Source organism: Pseudomonas sp. TH21, assembly GCF_016651025.1.
Lineage (GTDB): Bacteria > Pseudomonadota > Gammaproteobacteria > Pseudomonadales > Pseudomonadaceae > Aquipseudomonas > Aquipseudomonas aylmerensis.
The window spans coordinates 4,467,084-4,485,236 of sequence record NZ_JAEKEQ010000001.1; the positions used below are offsets into that span (position 1 = coordinate 4,467,084).

The following is an 18,153-nucleotide window of genomic DNA, read 5'->3' on the forward strand; positions in this document are numbered from 1 at the left end:
GTTCAGCCTCGACGACTGGCGCGCTGGCTGCGGTAGGTGTCGAGCACCACGGCAATCACGATCACGGCCCCGGTGATGATGCGCTTGGTCGGTTCCGTGGCACCGATCTGCGCAAGGCCAGCGGCCAATACCGAAATGATCAACACACCGAAGAAAGTGCTGATCACCGAACCGCGTCCGCCCATCAGGCTGGTGCCGCCGATAACCACCGCTGCAATCACTTGCAGCTCCAGGCCGGAGCCGGCATTCGGATCCGCCGCTTCCAGGCGTGAAATCTGGAACAGGGCCGCCACACCGGCCAACAGGCCCATGAGGCTGAACACCAGGATTTTATACGGCTTGGGGTTGATCCCCGCCAGGCGCACGGCCTCTTCGTTGGTGCCGATGCCGATCAGGTAACGCCCGAAGACAGTGCGGGTCAACACCAGTTGGGCCGCTATGATCACCAGCAAGGCGATGATGAACGACGGCGAAATCCCAAAGGCAATCGGGTTGGACAGCCAGGCAAACGAGTCGCCGATGTAGGCGGTGCGCGAACCGGTCATCTGGTACGCCACGCCACGGGCCATTTCCAGCACGCCCAGGGACACGATAAACGAGGGGATCCGCCAGGCCACGGTGATCGAACCGGTGATGGTGCCGGCCAATGCGGCGCAGCCCATGCCGAGCACGGCCGCCGGCAAGACGCTCCAGCCCCAGCCGAGAATCGCCACGCTGACCGCTGACGCCGCCAGTGCCAGCACCGAGCCCACCGACAGATCGATGCCACCGATGATCAGGATGAAGGTCATGCCGACCGCCAGCACCATCAGGTCTGGAATCTGGTTGGCCAGGGTGCTGAAGGTGTCATAGGACAGGAAGTGGTCGCTGAGCACCGAGAACAGCGCAATCATCGCCAGCAACGCGCCCGCCAGCCCCAGGTAGGTGCCCAGGCCGTAGAAGTTGCCGCCAGTTTTACCGGGGGAAGTTGTTGTTTTCATGGGGTATCCCTAAGCACTGCGTCATTGAGCAGCGCATCACGTTTCTGATAGCCGGCAAAGGCGGCGGCGAGCAATTCGTCCTGGGTCCAGCTGTCGCGCTCGAAGGTCTCGATCAGGCGGCCGGCAGACAGCACGCCGATGCGGTCGCAGATCAGCATGAGTTCGCGCAGGTCACTGGACACCACCACCAGCGCTTTGCCCTGGCGGGTCAATTCGCCGAGCAAGGCATAAATGTCGAACTTGGCACCCACGTCGATGCCACGCGTGGGCTCGTCGAACAGCATCACCGAGCAGTCGCGTTCCAGCCAGCGGCCAATCACGACTTTCTGCTGGTTGCCGCCCGACAGCTCCGACACCAGCTGCGCCGGGCTGGAACTGCGGATACGCATGGCGTCGATCTGGCGCTTGGCCAAGGCGGTTTCGTCGCGGCTGTTGACCACGCCGCCGCCGGAGATTTCCGGCATGTTGCCCAAGGCGATATTGGCGCTGATGGACTGGGTCAACAGCAGGCCTTCGCCCTTGCGATCCTCGGTGATCAGCGCAATGCCATGGCCGACCGCGTCCACTGGCGAACGAATGCTCACCACTTGGGCCGGCGAACCCAGGGCCACCGTGCCGCTGTCGGCCAGGTCGGCGCCGAAGATCAGGCGCAGCAACTCGGTGCGACCGGCGCCGATCAGGCCGGAGATGCCATAGATCTCGCCGGCACGCACTTCAAAGGAGACGTCGCGGACCTTGTCCGCGCGGGTCAGGCCTTTAACCGTCAAGGCCGGGCCGCCGATGCTGCGCGGCCCCAGGTCAATGTGTTCGCCCAGCTCGCGACCGACCATCAAGGTGACCAGTTGCTCGCTGTTGTAGTTGGCCATCGGCTCGACGCACACCAGCTTGCCGTCACGCAGGACCGCAATGCGTTGGGCGACACGGGCGAGTTCTTCAAGCCGGTGTGAAATGTAGATGATCGCCACGCCCCGGGCCTGCAGGCGGGTGATTTGTTCAAACAGCATCTCGACTTCACGGGCAGTCAACATGGCCGTGGGTTCGTCGAGGATCAGTACATGGCAGTCGCCGATCAGGTTGCGGGCGATCTCGACCATTTGCTGGTGACCGATACCGAGGCTGCCGACCAGGGTGTCCGGGTCGATGGCGTCCAGGCCGACCTGGGCCATGGCTTCGATGGCGGCTTTGCGCAACTGCTTGCGACTGATCCAGCCACAGTGGCTGGGCAGATTATCCAGGAACAGGTTTTCGGCCACGGTCAGCGTCGGCAGCAGGTTGAGCTCCTGCATGACCATGCGCACGCCCAGTTCTTCAGCCTGGGTGCGGCTGCCGGGACGGTAATCCTGGCCGTTGAACTGCATATGCCCGGTCGTCGGCGTGACCAGCCCGCCGATGATTTTCGACAACGTGCTTTTACCAGCGCCGTTCTCACCGGTCAGCGCCAGCACTTCCCCACGATTGAGCGTCAGGGTGATGTCGGACAGAACCGGTTGGGCATAGGTCTTGCCGATACCGCTGACCGAGAGGACAGCGTTCGGGGCGGAAGATGACATAGGAAAATCTCCAGGCGCCCGCTCAGGACGAGCGGGCGCTGTTGGGTGCTGCCAGGATTACTTCTTGAGGACGAGTTCGACCGGGGTTTCGATCACGCCATCTTTGGCATCGACTTTCTCACCCTTGACCAGCTTGAGCGCGTTCTGGATACCGAACACAGCTTGCTGGGCAGCAGCCTGGTCAGCGGTTGCCAGGACGCGGCCGTCCTGCAGCATGGGCTTGATGGCTTCGATGTTGTCGTAGCCAACTACCAGCACCTTGCCAGCCTTGCCCGCCGCACGCACGGCGGAAACCGCGCCCAGCGCCATGTTGTCGTTACCGGCCAACAGGGCCTTGAGGTCCGGGTATTCGCTCAGCATGGCCGAGGCGACTTTCTGGCCCTGGTCAATTTCCCAGTTGCCGGATTGAGTCGAGACGATCTTCATGCCGGCAGCGTCCATCGCATCCTTGTAGCCTGCGGTGCGCTGCTGGGCGTTGGTGGTAGTCGGTACGCCTTCGATGATGCCGACCTTGTCACCCGCGGCCAGTTGCTTGGCCAGGTAGTCGCCGACCAGCTTGGAGCCTTTGCGGTTGTCCGGGCCTACGAAGGGGATGTCGAGGTTTTTACTTTTCAGCACGTCCGGGTCCAGGCGGTTGTCGATGTTGACCACCTTGATGCCGGCATCGGAGGCTTTCTTCAACACCGTCACGAGTGCCTTGGAATCGGCGGGCGCGATGACGATGGCGTTGACCTTGGCGAGGATCATCTGGTTGACGATATCGATCTGCGCGCTGGTATCGGTTTCGTTCTTGATACCGTTGGTGATCATGTCGAAATCGGCGGCGTGGTCTTTCTGATAAGCCTTGGCGCCGTCCTGCATGGTCACGAAAAATTCGTTGGCGAGGGATTTCATCACCAGGCCAACCTTGGGTTTGGCGGCGTCATCGGCGAATGCAGAGGAAAGAGGTAAAACGGCGGATGCGGCAGCAAGCACAGCGACAGCAAGAAGACGTCCAGCGAATGGCAGCTTCATGGGTTCACTCCGATCTTATGATTATTGTGAGCAACGCTTGCACCGAAGAGTGCTTCGGCAGCCCTCCCACCCGGGGTGGCTGATACGAGCTGTCACGTTACTCCAGGAGTGCGCCGTGAAACATCTCGCAAACGTTTGCGTTAATCAAACTATGAGAACCTTGTCGAGATTTGTCAACGGTAGAAACCGGTCTTTCATCCAAGCCCTCTAGCGCCTGGCCTCGCAGTGTGCAAGGCGCGAGATTAAACATCGCGACCTGCCCTTCGTTCTCTAAAACGACAGGCCTTGCCAGATCATTCGCCACCGCCTTCATGGAACCAGTGCGCCCTTTCGGACAACCGAACGCAATCGCGGCCAATGTTCGGAAAGCCGGACGAAGGGGGTTCGAACGCACTCAAAACAACAAAATAAGTTGTTTTAAATCAACAGCTTAATTTATATCCGCGAATACAATCAGCCTGGTACAGATCCTGCTCTCATCCTGCACCTCGTGGCATTCAGAACCGCCCGGGTGTTCTAGATGAACCTGCTACAGCACTCATCAAAAACCAGAGAGAAAAATAATGAAATCTGCACTGAAGAACATTGTCCCGGGCGCATTAGCCCTCCTGCTGCTGTTCCCTGTTGCCGCCCAGGCAAAGGAAGCCGAAACCAAGACCAAGCTGTCCAACGTGGTGATTCTCGCCACCGGCGGCACCATTGCCGGCGCCGGCGCCAGCGCGGCCAACAGTGCCACCTACCAGGCGGCGAAAGTCGGTATCGAGCAATTGATCGCTGGTGTTCCTGAGCTTAGCCAGATCGCCAATGTACGCGGCGAACAAGTGATGCAAATTGCGTCCGAAAGCATCAACAACGAAAACCTGCTGCAACTGGGCCGTCGCGTCGCCGAACTGGCCGACAGCAAGGACGTGGATGGCATCGTGATCACCCACGGTACCGACACCCTGGAAGAGACCGCCTACTTCCTGAACCTGGTGGAAAAAACCGACAAGCCAATCGTCGTGGTCGGCTCCATGCGCCCAGGCACCGCCATGTCGGCGGACGGCATGCTCAACCTGTACAACGCCGTGGCCGTGGCCGGCAGCAAAGACGCGCGCGGTAAAGGCGTGCTGGTGACCATGAACGACGAGATCCAGTCGGGTCGTGACGTCAGCAAGATGATCAACATCAAGACCGAAGCGTTCAAGAGCCCATGGGGCCCGCTGGGCATGGTGGTTGAAGGCAAATCCTACTGGTTCCGCCTGCCTGCCAAGCGCCACACCATGGATTCGGAATTCGACATCAAGACCATCAAGAGCCTGCCGGACGTGGAAATCGCCTATGGCTATGGCAACGTGAGCGACACAGCGGTCAAGGCCCTGGCCCAGGCCGGCGCCAAAGCCATCATCCATGCCGGCACCGGCAATGGTTCGGTGTCTTCCAAGGTGGTCCCTGCCCTGCAGGAACTGCGCAAGCAAGGCGTACAGATCATCCGCTCTTCCCACGTGAATGCCGGTGGCTTCGTTCTGCGTAATGCTGAACAACCTGACGACAAGTACGACTGGGTCGCCGCACATGACCTGAACCCGCAAAAAGCCCGCATCCTGGCCATGGTCGCCCTGACCAAAACCCAAGACAGCAAAGAGCTGCAACGGATGTTCTGGGAATATTGATTCCTGGCCATACCTTGTAGGAGCTCGCCTCTCCAGACGCGCTCCTACACATTTCACTCCCCCGCCTTACGCAAAACTACCTGAACAGCTGTCAGACGAACTTCTTGAAATTTAAGCAGTTGCGAAATCGCCCACAGTTAAATACTGTATGTGCGTACAGCTTATTAAGGAATACTCCGTGGCAAAGTCCTCTTCCGCAGCGCCAACCCCGCCTGATGCCTACGAACGCCTGGCCATTCGTGTGCAAAAGATCATCAACTCGACCAACGCCCAAAAAGCCAAGGCAGCCTTGATCTTCCGCCTGCCGGACGAGCCGGAGGATGAGTGGGAGCGGTTGCTGGAAGAAATTGCGGAGAACGACAACGTCACCCTCGCCTATCGGGACGACGGTGGCGTGCAGATTTTCTGGGTTGTACCGAAGGAAGATTGATTCAATGAGTGTCCGTTTTATCGCTGTGTGCTGCCTGTTCTTTGCTGTCGGTGCCCAGGCCCAGGCACCCCGCACCTTCAGCGAAGCCAAGAAAGTTGCCTGGAAACTCTATGCCCCCCAATCCACCGAGTTCTACTGCGGCTGCAAATACACCGGCAACCGCATAGACCTGAAAGCCTGCGGCTACATCCCGCGCAAAAACGCCAACCGCGCCGCCCGCATCGAGTGGGAGCACATTGTTCCGGCCTGGCAGATCGGGCACCAGCGCCAGTGCTGGCAGAACGGCGGGCGCAAGAACTGCACGCGCCACGATGACGTGTTCAAGCGCGCCGAGGCAGACCTGCACAACCTGGTGCCGAGTATCGGCGAGGTCAACGGTGACCGTAACAACTTCAGTTTTGGCTGGCTGCCGGTGCAAAGCGGGCAGTACGGTTCATGCCTGACCCAGGTCGACTTCAAGGCCAAGAAGGTCATGCCCCGCCCGTCCATCCGCGGAATGATCGCGCGCACCTATTTCTATATGAGCAAGCAGTACGGCTTGCGCCTGTCGAAACAGGATCGCCAGCTCTACGAAGCCTGGAACAAGACCTACCCGGTGCAGGCTTGGGAGCGCCAGCGCAACCAGACCGTGGCGTGTGTGATGGGACGTGGCAATGAGTTCGTCGGCCCGGTGAACCTGAAGGCCTGCGGTTGAAACTGGGCGGTACTCCCGCCCATCCAGCCGGTTATTGCGCAGCCGCGTGCTCGATGACTTGCGACTCGGTATCGGTCTTCTTGGCGCGTGCCAGTTTTTCAGTGAGCTGCACCTGCTTGGCCTCGGCTTCAGCCTTGGTGGCGAACGGCCCCAGCAGCACTTCGTCCTTGCCGTCGACCTTCACGATGTAAAAATTGAAACCATGTTCCAGCAACCAGGCCGTGAGGTCGGTGAGCGCCTGTAATTTGTGGTCGGGTGGCCCGACCCATACATCCCATTCCTGAGCGGCAATCGCGCCGGTTTGTGGCTGGCTTTCAGTCACGGCAGGCTTGGCCTTGGGCGCATCGACGCTTTTGCCTTCACCGCAACCGGCCAATGCCAACACCGCAATTGCCATCGCTACTTTACGCACTGCCCTGCTCCTTAAAGGATTAAAGAGGCGACTTTATCATTCACTGTCTATTCTGGCCGTCATAAACGTTGGCTTAAACAATGCGAATGATGTATCGCAGACCTGTATGATGCCGGCATGGGAATTAATGCCGCCTCTATGCGTCCTAAAAGAGGCAGCCACAGGGAAGCGCTTAGCAGTAAGCTACACACATCTGACATCTGCCCTGTCTGAAACACGTGTCCTTAAAAGTAATCAAGGAGAAGTCCATGCTTATACTCACCCGCAAAGTCGGTGAAAGCATAAACATCGGTGATGACATCACGATCACCATCCTGGGCGTCAGCGGCCAGCAAGTACGAATCGGCATCAACGCACCCAAGGATGTTGCCGTGCATCGCGAGGAGATCTACCAGCGCATCCAGGCCGGCCTGAGTGCCCCGGACAAAAACCAGACGCCTTGAAGAACCTTCAGTAGCCAGCCCTTTCGTTCACTGTAACGGCTGGCGAAAACCCCTTCGAACCGCTCTTGTGTCTATTGCGTGATTGACGCCTCCAATGCATTCATCTTCGCGCCAAGATGAAACTGTCTTCACGCTTTGAACTTGTCGTGTCATCCATAGCCGAATCATCTACTGATACCCTGCCATCCGTGTGCGCGAAGGAGCACGTCGATGAGGCTAACCCCTGCGCAACCATTCGCTCTACGAGCCTGGATCATAGCCCTACTGATAGGGCTGGCATTCGTGGGGCTGGAATATGGCTTGAGGCTTGAAATCGCAGGCACCGACCCCGCCGATCCGCCGTCCTGGCTCGACCTCACACTGGTGCTGGGTGGCTACCTCTTCATGTTCTGCCTCAAGCCCATCCAGAGGGCCGTACAGCTTAAATTGTGTCAACAAACCGTTCAGAAAAATGCACGTTGATGCGCAGCGCTTCGCTATCAGATCGCCGGTATTTACAGCGACGCAGCACGACCTATGCTTTGCTCTGCACGCTCACTGAAAGGTGCTGAAACCGATGGACACTTTGAGCAAATCGCAAATCGAGTCCGCGCTGGCTGCCCGTCTGCCGAGCTACAACGTCACCTGCACATTGCACGCCGACGGCACCCTTTCGGCGGTGCTCAGCGGCCCGGAAACCGACCATTTCGCAATTACCGGAATCGTGCGCGCGCACTATCGTGGGGCGGAAGCCATTGCCCGACTGGCGAATGAAATTCTCAGGGAAATGGTGCTGTCCCGCCAGGCGATGAGGAATGACCGTATGCAGCCTCCCTCTGCTTCACCTGGCTGCGAACAAGGCCGAGACCGGTAACGGGTTTCGGCCTTTTTGTATCAGCCCACTTCATTCTGCAAGGACAACAAGCCATCAGCACCGCGCTGCACGCGCAGGTGGGCATAGCCGTCAATCCTGGCGTGTTCGGTCACCATGGGCTTGAGGTGCGTCGACGTTACGACCATCACGTCCGCCCCTGCCGCTTCTCCCGCACGAATCCCCACCGACGCATCTTCAAACACCAGGCAGTCCTGCACCGGCACGCCCAGGCGCTGCGCGCCCAACAGGTAACAGGCCGGGTCGGGCTTGCCAATGGCGACGTCTTCGGCCGTGACCAGCACCGCCGGCGGGGCAATCCCGGCCGCTCGCAGCCGACGCAACGCCAGCTCACGAGGCGCTGAGGTGACCAGCGCCCATTGATCGCCCGGCAGGCGGTTCAGAAACGCGACCGCGCCGGGGATCGCGACAATGCCTTCGACATCATTGATTTCCGCTTCGGTAATCCACTGCGCCTCAACTTCGGGATCAACCCCCGGCAACGCCTGGCGGGTGATGGTATCGATCGCGCGGGCGCCGTGAATGGTGGTCAGGAACGCCGCCACGTCCAGGCCGTGGCGTTCGGCCCAGGTGCTCCACACCCGCTCGGCGGCGGCGATGGAGTTGAGCAGGGTGCCGTCCATATCGAACAGAAAGGCGCGGTAACGGCGGGCAAATACGGCTGAACCTCGGATGGACACTGCGTGGCTTCCTCGTGGGCGGTAACAAATAATCGGCCCGATGCAATCTACGGATCACCTCGGTGCTTGTAAACGCCGCCAACCCCTCGATCGCATTACAGCTTTGTAATGAAGCTGTAAGTCTTGTCAGCACCCTCACTTCATACAGTGGCGGCGTCAGTCACCCACACCGGTTGACGCCACCTTCCCACTGATGAAAAGGGTCACCCCATGAAACCTGCAAGCAAACTCTGCCTGATCGCCGCCAGCCTGCTGATGCTGGGTACCGGCACCGCCCTGGCCGGCACTGTCGCACCGGTCAAAGCCAACAACGTGGTGCTGGTGCACGGTTCCTGGGCAGATGGCTCGAGCTGGTCCGAAGTGATCACCCGCCTCCAGGCCGCCGGCCTGCACGTCACCGCCGTGCAAAACCCACTGACATCGGTGGCCGACGATGTCGCCGCCACCAACCGCGTACTGAATCAACAGGACGGTCCTACCGTGCTGGTCGGCCATTCCTACGCTGGCACCGTGGTAAGCGATGCCGGGGTGAACCCCAACGTCAGCGCCCTGGTGTACGTGGCGGCCCGCGCCCCGGATGCCAATGAAGACTTTGTCGCGCTTTCCGCCAAGTACCCGACCATGCCGGTGCGGGCCGGTGTGGAAGATCACGATGGCTACCTCACGCTGAGCCAGGACGCGTTTCTCAAGTACTTCGCCGCCGACGTGCCGCACGCCAAGGCCATGGAGCTGTACGCCGTGCAGCAACCCATCACCAAGAGCCTGTTCAGCGGCCGCACCGTGAACGCCGCCTGGCACACCAAGCCATCCTGGTACGCGGTGTCGACCCAGGACCAGACCATCAACCCGGACCTGGAACGGTTCCTCGCCAAGCGCATGAACGCCAGCACGATCGAGCTGCCCTCGAGCCACTTGTCGCTGGTGTCCCACGCCAAGGAAATCACCGACCTGATCCTCGAAGCCTCCGGCCGCCAGCCTTGAGCCCTTGCATTACAAACTTGTCATGAACCTGTTGGTTGGCTGTTCGGAGCGCTTGGTTACCGTGAACCCACTGCCACGCTCTGGCAGCCAACCTATTAAGAGAGAGATCGCCATGAAACTGTTTATCCTCGGCTTTGCCGCTTTGCTTGCCACTGGCACCGTGTTCGCTGCCGAACCCGTCATCCACGACAAGACCGGCTTTTTCGTGCACCTGGATGTCGACAAAGTCTTGTCGAGTACCGATACCTACGGCCAATGCGGCATCGTTCCCGCGCGTCTCGACTACCTGGACCACCAGGGCCGCGAACACGTGCTGGACTACCAGGTACAGGCGATCGGTTGCCCGAGTGACAATTGATCGGACTACACTTGCGCAACGCACAGAAGCAGGGCAACTCCCATGAACATTCTTGTAGTCGAAGACGAACCCAAGGCCGGCAATTACCTGCTTAACGGCCTGCAGGAGCTGGGCTACTCCGTCAGCCTCGCCCGCGACGGCGTGGACGGTTTGCACCAGGCCCTGGAAACCTCGTTCGACGTGATCGTGCTGGATGTGATGATGCCGAAGATGGACGGCTGGGAAGTCCTGCGCCGCTTGCGCAAGGAAGCCGATACGCCGGTGCTTTTTCTGACGGCCCGCGATGATATCGCCGACCGCATCAAGGGCCTGGAACTCGGCGCCGATGATTACCTGATCAAGCCCTTCTCCTTCGCCGAACTGGTGGCGCGCCTGCGCACCCTGACCCGCCGTGGCCCGAGCCGGGAAGAAGAACAACTGCAGGTCGCCGACCTGCAGATCGATGTGCTGAAACGCCGCGTGACCCGCGCCGGCACACGCATCACCCTGACCAACAAAGAGTTTGCCCTGCTGCATTTGTTTGCCACTCACCAGGATCAGGTGTTGTCGCGCTCGCTGATTGCCTCGCGAGTGTGGGACATGAACTTCGACAGCGACACCAACGTGGTGGACGTGGCCGTGCGGCGCCTGCGCCTGAAAATCGACGACCCGTTCCAGCTCAAGTTGATCCACAGCGTGCGGGGCATCGGCTACCGCTTCGATACCCAGCCATGACCCACCGTCGCCATTATTCACTGACCCTGCGCCTGGCGGTGATTTTCGCCTTGCTGGCCTTCGCGCTGCTGGCCACGCTGGGCGTTGCGCTGTACCGCGAACTGGAGCGTGAGTTGATCAAGCGCGACGACGCTGCGCTGATCTATCGCACCGATCAGTTACGCAACCTGCTCAACGACAGCAATACATTGGATCTGATCAGGACCAAGCCTGAGCTGTTCCAGAACATGCTGGGCAACAGCGAGTCAGTGCTGAGCATTGCGGCGCCGGGGCAGAAGCCCTTGCTGCTGGTCAACCCGGGCAATATCGAGATGCCGGTGGTGCCGGCCGTTGCCAAAGACCACGCGCTGGGCCTTGCCGATGTGCACCATTTGCCTGGGGTCAACAATGTCCCCTTCGCCGCCGTGGCGGCGTCGATCGATTCCGGGGACCTGGGCAGCCTGCAAGTCACCACCGGACGCTTGATGACCGAACGCACCGCCATGCTCGCCAGCTATCGCCTGAGCGTGTTTATCCTGGCGAGCATTGCCGCGATCATCCTTGCCCTGGTCGGGTACTTGCTGGTGCACCGTGGCCTGCTGCCGTTGCGACGCCTGGCCCGGCATGCCCAAGGCATCGGCGTCGGCAACCTGGCCGAGCGCCTCGACAGCCACGGCGCGCCAAAGGAATTACTGCCGATGATCGACGCGTTCAACACCATGCTCGAACGCCTGGCCAGAGGGTTTGTGCAACTGGGCCAGGTGTCCACAGACATGGCCCACGAACTGCGCACGCCGATCAACAACCTGCTGGGCGAAACCCAGGTCGCGCTGCAACAGAGTCGCAGCATCGAGAGTTATCAACAGTTGCTGGCGTCCAACGTCGAAGAGCTTGAACGCCTGGCGCGGATGCTCGACAACATGCTGTTTCTCGCCCGCACGGATCCGGCCAGCGCCCTGCGCCAACGCCAGGAACTCAGTGCAGCGGATGAAGTGGAACGTATCGCCGATTACTTCGAAGGCCTGGCCAGTGACGTGGAGGTCAGCATTCGTGCCGAAGGTGACGGTGTGATCTGGGCTGAACCGATGCTACTGCGCCGGGCCCTGGCGAACCTGTGCGCCAACGCGATCAAATATGGCGCGCCGCGTTCCGAGCTGCTGATCCAGGCGGTGCCACAGGCCGAAGGCATCACCCTGAGGGTCAGCAACCAGGGTGAAACCATTGCTGCCGAGCACCTGCCACGGCTGTTCGAGCGCTTTTACCGGGTGGATGAATCGCGCGAGCGCTCGGCCCAGTCCAATGGCCTGGGCCTGTCGATTGTAGCGACCATCATGCAGTTGCATAACGGTCGATACAGCGTGAGCAGCGAGGCCGGACTGACGTGTTTTGAGTTGTTTTTTCCGAAGCGGGACGACTGAACCGCGCGTCCCAGGCACCTGGTGTTATTTTGCAAAAATTTGGCTGTCACCCCTGGCCGGAGTTCCCACTATTCTTTCCCCAAAGCGCACGCACAGTATTGGAAACAGGTGAAGTGCAGTGGAAAGGAAACACTATCGATTCGGCGGGACAAACTCGCTGAACACCCCACCTCAAGGCAGAGGTGGTGGCGGTAACGACGGAGGTTCAGGCATGGAAAAACGATTGGGTCTACTGGAAAAGGGGCTGGCTGAAATGAAAGAAAGGCTGATCACCGTTTCGAGCAGGGCAGACTCCCTGGAAAAGCACTTCGCGACCAAGGCGGACCTTACGACCACCGAGGTGAATCTCATCAAATGGTACGTGGCCACCGCCTTCGCAATGACTGGCCTGGCGTGCGCCATCACCTTCGGGCTCACCCGCCTGTTTGCTACCTGACGATGACCCGCGCAGGTCAGCTGACCTGCCCGCCCGTTTCCGTCACATCCACTGATGTATGCCAAGCGGCCAGCAACGCCACCCGCAGTCCCTCGACCTGCGTCTCCAGCGCCATTGACGCCGCGCCCGAAGCCAGCACTTGTTCGGGCAGATATGGCACGTGGATAAACCCACTGCGCACGGCGCTAGCAGCCAGTGCGTGCTGCAATAGGTAAAACACCTGGTTACACACGAAGGTACCGGCCGTGTGCGACACCGTCGCCGCAATCTCCGCTTCGCGCACCGCCTTGACCATCGCCTTGACCGGCAGCGTGGTGAAGTAGGCTGCGGGGCCGCCAGCCACCACGGCGGCATCAATCGGCTGCTCGCCGAGGTTGTCGGGAATACGCGCGTCATTCAGGTTGATCGCCACCCGCTCCATGGAAATAGCACTGCGCCCCGGCCCCAGCCCCGTGGCGATCACCATCGCCGGCTGCAATTGGTCGATCAACTGGATCAGGCACTCACCCGCCGTGGCAAACGCACACGGCAGCCGACGCGCAACAACCTGCACATCGGCGCCCAGTTGCCAGCCATCCAGCAGGCGCACCACTTCCCAGGACGGGTTTATCGGGTCTTGATCAAAGGGCTCGAAACCCGTCAACAATAGGGTCTGCATCGTGGCCTCACATCAACAGGTAAAGCAGGACAATATTGACCACCAGCATCATCAGCGCGGTCGGCAGCTGGGCCTTGATCACCGCGTTTTTGTCGGGCAACTCCAGCAGTGCTGCCGGCACGATATTGAAGTTGGCCGCCATCGGTGTCATCAACGTACCGCAGTAACCCGAGAACATGCCAATCGCGGCCATCACTGCGGGGTTGCCGCCGTAGATCCCCACCAGCACCGGCACGCCGACGCCGCCGGTCATCACCGGGAATGCCGCGAAGCCGTTCCCCATGATCACCGTGAACAGTGCCATGCCCAGCACATACACCATGACTGCCACCAGCTTGAAATCCAGGTTGATGTAGGTGGTGGTGACATGCGCGACGGCCGTACCGACTCCGGCTTCATTGAACAACAGCCCCAGCATCGCCAGCATTTGCGGTAGCACCATGGCCCAGCCCAGGGCCTCGGTCAGGCGCCGCGATTCGCGCAAGGCCTGCACCGGGGTGTCGCGGGTCAGCCAGCACGCCAGGCCGAGGGCGATCAGGCACCCGATGCCGAGGGAAACGAAGGTGGTGTTTTTCGGGTCCAGCAGCGGTACGCCGCCGATCTCGGTGTGTTTGAGTAATACCGAGCCGATCACCGTCGTCAGGGGAATCGCCAACGCCGGGATAAACAGTTTGTGCCCCAGGCGACCGGCGCTGGCGCGGGACGCCTTGTCATGCAGCTCGGCGTGCGTGCCACGGCCGACGCCGCCCAGCCCGGCAATCAACGCCATGACCACCACGCCCACACCAATGACCACCGAGGGCAGGCGCTCGCCCACCAGGAACGGAACCGCGAACAGCAACCAGAACAAGGCGCTGGACCAGCGCTTGGGGTGGGTCCGGTCCATCAGGATCATGCCCGCAGTGATCAGCAGCAGCACTCCGGCGAGCCAGTACAGGTATTGAATCGAGATGATCATTGCGCGGCCTCCACGGCAGTGGCCACCGGCGTCATCTCACGGGTCAGCCGCCGGTCGAACCGATGCAGGCGAATCGCGTGAATGATAAACGCGCAGATCGCCGTCGGGATGCCCCACACCGCGATGTGCAGCGGCTCGACATCAATCCCCGAGCCCAGCAGGAAGGTGTGCATCAGCGCAATCGCACCAAAGGCGACGAAGATGTCCTCACCGAAAAACAGACCGACGTTGTCCGTCGCAGCGCACATGGCCAGCACCTTGTGGCGCAGCTTGTCCGGCAACTTGCCGTAGCGCTTTTCCGCTGCGCCCTCAGCCATCGGCGCCAGCAGTGGGCGCACCATCTGCGGGTGTCCGCCCAGGCTGGTCAAGCCCATGGCGGCGGTGGATTCACGCACAAACAGATAGATGATCAACAGGCGCCCTACCGTGGCGCGCTCGAACCGCGCGATCCAGTTCTGCGCGTGCAGGCGCAACCCATGGCGCTCCAGCAAGCCGATAACCGCCAGCGGCAATAACAGAATCAATTGCAGGGCACGGGTCTGAAGGAAACCGTCACCCATGGTCGCGAGGATTTTTTCCAGCGGGAAGTGGGCGGCAAGCCCGGTGGCGATGGCGGCGGCGGTCACCACCAACAGCGGATTGAAGCGCAAGACAAAGCCAACCACGATCACAAGTACGCCGATCAACGGCCATAAGTTCACAACAGTTTGCATGGCGGTGAGGTCCTTTAATGCGCGCTGCGGCGCCGTTACAGCAGGATGTGAACAAAGGGTTCACAGCAGGAAGTGGCGTGCAGTCGGCTCGGTTTTTTATTGTTGACCCGGAAGGTCGAGCGTCAGTGGCGGCAACTTTGCTGCCTGGGGGCGGGAGGTGTCCAACAAGAAAAATTGTTGCTGCAAACCAATAAATTTTGTCGGGGTTTACTGCGCACACGTAACAAGATGTGGACAGGTAACCCGCGAGTCACGCATCTTAGCGCCGCCCGTTGATCGGGTGCGGCACCGGGTACCGGCGCACGCCTCTCTCACTATTGTTGTGGATATGGAAATTCGATGAAAACCCAAAAGGTCCTGATCGCCCTCTCGTGCGCCGTTGCCCTGTCCCTGCTGGGCGGTTGTGCAGCGAAGGTTAAAAGTGGCGGCAGCGCAGCACTGGCCATCCCGGAAGCGGCCAAGCAGAACCTGGTGGTGAGCATCCATGGCGAAAAACAGGTGGAGCAAAACCCTGACTGGAACCTGCTCAAGCGCGACTGGAATAACGCGCTCCAGGTCGAAGCACGCCAGGCCGGCTTCACGGTCACCGAAAGCCCTAAAGTCGCGGCCAATGGTGAAGACGGCGTGGGCATCAGCATCAACGTGAGCAAGTTTCGCTATATCGAACCGGGTTCGCGGTATGTCGCCGGTGCGCTGGTGGGTAATGCCTGGGTGTTCTCCCGCGCCGACTACTCCGACTTGAAATCCGGCGCGCCCATTGGCTCACGCACCTACGACACGTCATCCTCGGCCTGGGAAGGCGTGGCTTCGGCAATGACGCAGAAGCAGGTCCAGGCAATCGCCAAGCAGATGATCAGCGACATCAAGAGCGCCAAGGCCCAGTAAGCCACCGCGCCTTAAACAAGGGCCAACCGCTGGGTTGGTCCTGATACTGCAATCCCGCCTGGCTTGCTTCAGAGTTGCTTGAGGGTCTCACGCGATACTTCTTGCAGACCCGCCTCGGTGATTTTCTTCCAATCACTCTCCGTCACCGCCTGCATGCTTTCATTCTTGCGCGTCACCACATTCAGCGCAGTGGCGCCCGGGGTTTCGATACGCAGGTGGGCTTTGTTACTCACGTCGACAGAGAAGAAGCCTGGGGTAAACCAGGACCAGAATTCGACAATATGCACGTTCACTGGCACGGCATCCGGAGTGCCTGGCTCGGTGACGACCTGGTAACCGGCCTGCTTGTAAGCCGCGGCTACCGACTCATTCACCAGTTGGGAAACGGTGCGGCCAGAGGGCAGCAACACGTCGCCCAACCCTTTGCCGTAACCGTTGCGCTTACGGGCAATGGCGCGCTCGGTAATCGACTTGTCATTGACCTCGTCATTTTTCAGCGATGGCGTATCCGGGCTTCGTGGAGCTATCTGGAAAACGCGATCATCCACGGTGCTGATCAGGACTTTCTTGCCATTGCTTGTTGCTGCGGCCTGGCTTGTGCTGAGCGACGCAACATTGACATCCACTTCCGACCGACTCGTGGCGCATCCCGCCAGAACCATCAGTGCCGCAATCCCCACCACTAACCGAACGCTCATGACTACCGCTCCTTATCGCCATCATTGGCATGGCCGGATATCGGCCGGCGACGATTGTACATGCGCGATATCATTTAGACATCACTCCGGCTTTTTTGAAATAACTGCATGCCGGTGAGTGTGCACTCAAGCCCGACCCGGTATCGTCAACCCAGAACGACCGTCAATGAACAAGGGGCAGCACCGGTGACTTCTTCCGCCACACCCACCGCCGAGAATGGCCTCAGCATCCAGACCCGCCTGATCGCCCTGGTGGTCGCCGTGACTTTCTTCATGGAAAACCTCGATGCCACGGTGATCGCCACGGCATTGCCGACCATGGCCACAGCGTTCGGGGTCACGCCGGTCGACATGAACATCGGCATCACCGCCTACATCCTCGCCGTGGCGATCTTCATACCGTTGTCCAGCTGGATCGCCGATCGATTAGGTGCGCGCCGGGTCTTTGCCGGCGCGATCATCGTCTTCACCCTCGCCTCGCTGCTGTGCGGGCTGAGCCAGAGCCTAGAAATGTTCGTCTTTGCGCGGGTCCTGCAGGGCATCGGTGGCGCACTGATGGTGCCCGTGGGGCGGCTGGCGGTGCTGCGCAATACGGATAAAAAAGACCTGGTCAAAATGATCGCGATCATCACCTGGCCCGGCCTGGTGGCGCCGATCCTGGGGCCAGTGGCCGGCGGACTGATCGTCACCCATGCCTCCTGGCCCTGGATCTTCTACGTGAACCTGCCGCTGGGCGTATTGGCGTTGGCCGCCGCACTGTGGCTGGTGCCGGAAGGTCGCGAAGCCAGCGTGCGCAAGTTTGATGCGAAGGGGTTCGTACTGCTCGCAGGCGCCTGTGTCGCCTTGCTGGGCGGGCTGGAATGGCTGGGCAGCCAGGCCGGCGAAATGCTCATCCCAGGCGTGGTGCTGGTCGCAGCGGGCATTGCGTTGGCGGTGTGGGCCGTGCACCACTGTCAGCACCATACTGACCCGTTGTTGCCGCTGCAGACCCTGGCGATCAATACCTTTCGCGTGAGTATCTATGGTGGGTCGCTGTTTCGCCTGGCCATCAGCGCGCTACCGTTCCTGCTGCCGCTGTTGTTTCAGGTGGCCTTTGGCTTATCCCCGGTGGACGCGGGCCTGTTGGTGCTGGCGGTTTTTGCCGGCAACCTGGCGATGAAACCCCTGACCACGACCATCATGCAGCGCTTCGGCTTTCGCCAGGTGCTGCTGGTGAATGGCGTGATCGGGGTGGCGTCGATTGCGGCTTGCGCCCTTTTCACCGCGCAGACCCCGCTCGCGGTCATCGCAGTGGTGCTGTTTGTGGGCGGGTTGTCACGCTCGATGCAGTTCACCTGCTACAACTCGATTGGCTTTGCAGATGTGCCCAAGCCACGCATGAGCGAGGCATCGGCGTTGTTCAGCATGTCGTTCCAGCTGGCCATGGGGATGGGCGTGACGGCAGCGGCGCTGTTGTTGCGCGCGTCGATGAGCGTGCAGGGGCATGAGATTCACGCACAAGTGGGTGACTTCCGGGTGGCGTTCATCGGGGTGGCATTGCTGGGGGCGCTCGCGCTGGTAGACGTCTATCGACTGCCAGCGCACGCGGGAGAAAGTGTGTTGAAGCGCGGTTGAACGCCGCCTCGTCGA

21 protein-coding genes are annotated in these 18,153 nt (G+C 60.5%); 12 read left to right on the plus strand and 9 right to left on the minus strand.

What is annotated here, in order from left to right; translation table 11 throughout:
* Positions 1 to 2: 2 nt before the first annotated feature.
* From JFU04_RS19580 to JFU04_RS19590, 3 genes are read right to left on the minus strand one after another with little or no spacing between them, the layout of a single operon-like run.
* Positions 3 to 980 carry an ABC transporter permease gene (locus JFU04_RS19580; RefSeq protein WP_010209107.1) on the minus strand — a complete coding sequence of 326 codons (978 nt, stop codon included), beginning with the start codon at positions 978 to 980 and terminating at the stop codon, positions 3 to 5.
* Positions 977 to 2,530 (minus strand): sugar ABC transporter ATP-binding protein, encoded by a 1,554-nt coding sequence (locus JFU04_RS19585; RefSeq protein ID WP_065903699.1) that lies wholly within the window; start codon positions 2,528 to 2,530, stop codon positions 977 to 979. The genes JFU04_RS19580 and JFU04_RS19585 overlap by 4 nt, the downstream gene beginning before the upstream one ends.
* A gap of 57 nt (positions 2,531 to 2,587) precedes the next feature.
* Positions 2,588 to 3,544, minus strand: a complete 957-nt coding sequence (locus tag JFU04_RS19590) for a sugar ABC transporter substrate-binding protein (RefSeq protein WP_065903701.1) — start codon at positions 3,542 to 3,544, stop codon at positions 2,588 to 2,590.
* Between the two features lie 563 nt (positions 3,545 to 4,107).
* On the opposite strand from JFU04_RS19590, the gene JFU04_RS19595 reads away from it, so the two are divergent.
* The 3 genes from JFU04_RS19595 to JFU04_RS19605 all read left to right on the plus strand — a co-directional run bounded on the left by JFU04_RS19595 (position 4,108) and on the right by JFU04_RS19605 (position 6,320).
* The gene (locus JFU04_RS19595) at positions 4,108 to 5,196 is read left to right on the plus strand and encodes an asparaginase (protein WP_065903702.1); all 1,089 of its coding nucleotides are present in this window, start codon (positions 4,108 to 4,110) and stop codon (positions 5,194 to 5,196) included.
* Positions 5,197 to 5,374: 178 nt separating this feature from the next.
* Entirely contained in the window at positions 5,375 to 5,626 is a 252-nt protein-coding gene (locus tag JFU04_RS19600) for a DUF1654 domain-containing protein (protein ID WP_177343942.1), read from the plus strand.
* A 4-nt stretch (positions 5,627 to 5,630) separates the two neighbouring features.
* Positions 5,631 to 6,320 carry an endonuclease gene (locus JFU04_RS19605; RefSeq protein WP_106803194.1) on the plus strand — a complete coding sequence of 230 codons (690 nt, stop codon included), beginning with the start codon at positions 5,631 to 5,633 and terminating at the stop codon, positions 6,318 to 6,320.
* A 31-nt stretch (positions 6,321 to 6,351) separates the two neighbouring features.
* Here JFU04_RS19605 and JFU04_RS19610 read toward each other — a convergent pair whose 3' ends face one another.
* Positions 6,352 to 6,717 carry a penicillin-binding protein activator LpoB gene (locus JFU04_RS19610; RefSeq protein WP_065903706.1) on the minus strand — a complete coding sequence of 122 codons (366 nt, stop codon included), beginning with the start codon at positions 6,715 to 6,717 and terminating at the stop codon, positions 6,352 to 6,354.
* A gap of 263 nt (positions 6,718 to 6,980) precedes the next feature.
* Here JFU04_RS19610 and csrA point away from each other — a divergent pair, with 263 nt between their 5' ends.
* A complete protein-coding gene (csrA, locus tag JFU04_RS19615) occupies positions 6,981 to 7,175 on the plus strand; it encodes a carbon storage regulator CsrA (RefSeq protein WP_027604095.1) in 195 nt (64 codons plus the stop codon).
* A gap of 556 nt (positions 7,176 to 7,731) precedes the next feature.
* Positions 7,732 to 8,028, plus strand: coding sequence for a hypothetical protein (locus JFU04_RS19620; protein ID WP_201145444.1), 297 nt, complete (start codon positions 7,732 to 7,734; stop codon positions 8,026 to 8,028).
* 20 nt (positions 8,029 to 8,048) lie between these two features.
* On the opposite strand, the gene JFU04_RS19625 is transcribed toward JFU04_RS19620, so the two are convergent.
* A complete protein-coding gene (locus JFU04_RS19625) occupies positions 8,049 to 8,726 on the minus strand; it encodes an HAD-IA family hydrolase (RefSeq protein ID WP_201145446.1) in 678 nt (225 codons plus the stop codon).
* Positions 8,727 to 8,936: 210 nt separating this feature from the next.
* Between JFU04_RS19625 and JFU04_RS19630 the strand changes: the two genes are divergently transcribed.
* The 5 genes from JFU04_RS19630 to JFU04_RS19650 all read left to right on the plus strand — a co-directional run bounded on the left by JFU04_RS19630 (position 8,937) and on the right by JFU04_RS19650 (position 12,612).
* Positions 8,937 to 9,707 carry an alpha/beta hydrolase gene (locus JFU04_RS19630; RefSeq protein ID WP_065903721.1) on the plus strand — a complete coding sequence of 257 codons (771 nt, stop codon included), beginning with the start codon at positions 8,937 to 8,939 and terminating at the stop codon, positions 9,705 to 9,707.
* A gap of 112 nt (positions 9,708 to 9,819) precedes the next feature.
* A complete protein-coding gene (locus JFU04_RS19635; protein ID WP_065903723.1) occupies positions 9,820 to 10,065 on the plus strand; it encodes a DUF2790 domain-containing protein in 246 nt (81 codons plus the stop codon).
* Positions 10,066 to 10,107: 42 nt separating this feature from the next.
* Complete coding sequence (locus JFU04_RS19640; protein ID WP_065903725.1) at positions 10,108 to 10,779, plus strand: heavy metal response regulator transcription factor; 672 nt, start codon at positions 10,108 to 10,110, stop codon at positions 10,777 to 10,779.
* On the plus strand, positions 10,776 to 12,176 hold the full coding sequence (locus JFU04_RS19645) for a heavy metal sensor histidine kinase (protein WP_201145449.1): 1,401 nt from the start codon (positions 10,776 to 10,778) through the stop codon (positions 12,174 to 12,176). The genes JFU04_RS19640 and JFU04_RS19645 overlap by 4 nt, the downstream gene beginning before the upstream one ends.
* Before the next feature lie 211 nt (positions 12,177 to 12,387).
* Entirely contained in the window at positions 12,388 to 12,612 is a 225-nt protein-coding gene (locus JFU04_RS19650) for a hypothetical protein (protein WP_065903730.1), read from the plus strand.
* Positions 12,613 to 12,628: 16 nt separating this feature from the next.
* Here JFU04_RS19650 and pcp read toward each other — a convergent pair whose 3' ends face one another.
* Genes pcp through JFU04_RS19665 form a run of 3 tightly spaced genes read right to left on the minus strand, consistent with a single transcriptional unit; the run spans position 12,629 to position 14,941 of the window.
* Positions 12,629 to 13,270: a pyroglutamyl-peptidase I gene (pcp, locus tag JFU04_RS19655; RefSeq protein ID WP_201145450.1), complete on the minus strand. Its 642-nt coding sequence runs from the start codon at positions 13,268 to 13,270 to the stop codon at positions 12,629 to 12,631.
* Positions 13,271 to 13,277: 7 nt separating this feature from the next.
* Entirely contained in the window at positions 13,278 to 14,228 is a 951-nt protein-coding gene (locus JFU04_RS19660) for a DUF979 domain-containing protein (RefSeq protein ID WP_065903735.1), read from the minus strand.
* Positions 14,225 to 14,941, minus strand: coding sequence for a DUF969 domain-containing protein (locus JFU04_RS19665; protein ID WP_065903737.1), 717 nt, complete (start codon positions 14,939 to 14,941; stop codon positions 14,225 to 14,227). The genes JFU04_RS19660 and JFU04_RS19665 overlap by 4 nt, the downstream gene beginning before the upstream one ends.
* Positions 14,942 to 15,280: 339 nt before the next feature.
* On the opposite strand from JFU04_RS19665, the gene JFU04_RS19670 reads away from it, so the two are divergent.
* Positions 15,281 to 15,826: a DUF4410 domain-containing protein gene (locus JFU04_RS19670; RefSeq protein WP_201145452.1), complete on the plus strand. Its 546-nt coding sequence runs from the start codon at positions 15,281 to 15,283 to the stop codon at positions 15,824 to 15,826.
* Between the two features lie 68 nt (positions 15,827 to 15,894).
* On the opposite strand, the gene JFU04_RS19675 is transcribed toward JFU04_RS19670, so the two are convergent.
* Positions 15,895 to 16,524, minus strand: a complete 630-nt coding sequence (locus tag JFU04_RS19675; protein WP_201145454.1) for a flagellar biosynthesis protein — start codon at positions 16,522 to 16,524, stop codon at positions 15,895 to 15,897.
* Between the two features lie 186 nt (positions 16,525 to 16,710).
* On the opposite strand from JFU04_RS19675, the gene JFU04_RS19680 reads away from it, so the two are divergent.
* Entirely contained in the window at positions 16,711 to 18,138 is a 1,428-nt protein-coding gene (locus tag JFU04_RS19680) for a DHA2 family efflux MFS transporter permease subunit (protein ID WP_201145456.1), read from the plus strand.
* Positions 18,139 to 18,153: the final 15 nt, after the last annotated feature.